Source organism: Protofrankia sp. CiP1_Cm_nod4, from assembly GCF_982290645.1.
On the sequence record NZ_CEVIVC010000129.1, the window covers coordinates 12,972 to 14,325 of the forward strand.

Annotated in this window: 1 protein-coding gene; it reads left to right on the plus strand. The window is 70.6% G+C overall.

Annotation, left to right across the window (positions count from 1 at the left end):
- The first annotated feature begins 361 nt into the window (after positions 1 to 361).
- Positions 362 to 1,258, plus strand: coding sequence for a LysR family transcriptional regulator (locus AC5LSR_RS19370; RefSeq protein ID WP_250290737.1), 897 nt, complete (start codon positions 362 to 364; stop codon positions 1,256 to 1,258).
- Positions 1,259 to 1,354 lie beyond the last annotated feature (96 nt).

The following is a 1,354-nucleotide window of genomic DNA, read 5'->3' on the forward strand; positions in this document are numbered from 1 at the left end:
ACGAGCTGCCGTGGCTCGGCGACCGGCAGCCGGATCAGGCCGGGCAGTGACGCGCCGACGTCACCAGCGGGAGCCCGGTGTCACCAGAGGGAACCTGGTGTCACCAGCGGGAACAACGCACGGGACAACAGGCGGAGGTGATGGTCCCGAAGTCAATGACTCGTCTGCGGGTCAGGACGTGCCGCGCGATCCGGCACCGCGCTGGATGACGGAAAGCGGCACGGAATGTAAGCGGTCCGTGTTGCCGCACATCCCGTTTCCCGACCATGGGCATCAGGATGGTGCTGTTTTCCGTGGATGTCCAACGCGGATCCGCGATCGGACCTATTACGAAATAAAATCAGTTGCGCTATCGTGCACTGTGCCTCCCGTACTGGACCTGACGGCTCTGCGCAGCCTCACGGCGATCGCCGACCACGGCGGCTTCCGCCGGGCCGCGGAGGCGCTGTGCATCTCGCAGTCGGCGGTGAGCCAGCATGTGCGCCGCCTGGAGAAAGCGGTCGGCCGGCCGCTGGTCACCCCGGACGGCCGCGGCACACGCTTCACCTCTGATGGTGAACTACTCATCGCCATGGGGCGACGGATTCTCACCCTGCACGACGACGCCCTCGAACAACTGGGCGTGGACGCGGCGCTGGCGGGCCAGCCGACCATCACCATCGGGTCGACCGAGCATGCCGCCGACCACCTGCTCCCGCTGGTGATGTCCGCGCTCACCGCGGAGTTCCCCGACGTCCAGGTCAGGTTCCGGCTCGATCGGGGGGCCCGCCTCGACGAGGCGCTCGACCGGGGCAGCATCGACGTCGCCGTGCTCATCGGGGAGGGGAACACCCCCCTGGCCCGTCCCGCCGGCCGGCTGCCGCTGGCCTGGTTCGCGGCCACCGACTGGGTGCCGCCCCCGCCGGAACGGCCACTGCCACTGGTAGCTATCGACGATCCGTGCACGATTCGAAGCCATGCGTTACGGGTGCTGGCCCAGGCCGGGCGCACGGCCTCGGTCGTCGGCGAGGCCGGATACCTCGCCGGTGTGCTGCACGCGGTCCGCGCCGGTGTCGGTGTCGCGCTGCTCGCCGATGTCGGGGCGGTGCCGCAGGGGCTGGAACGCCGTGACGATCTGCCACCGGTCGAGCCTGAACCACTCCACGTCCGCGGCCGTCGCAGCGCCCATCCCCGGCTGACGCATCTGATCGGCGACGCGGTGCGCACGGTGCTGGACGAGCGTCCCCGCCCACCGTCCTCGAACCGACCGGCGTCCTGACCCGGCGTCCTGGCCCGGCGTCTCCTGGCCCGGCGTCCCGGCCGGTACCGCTGCCAGCCGCCGTTCGCCGCGACGGCCGCGGACGTGGAGTGGTTC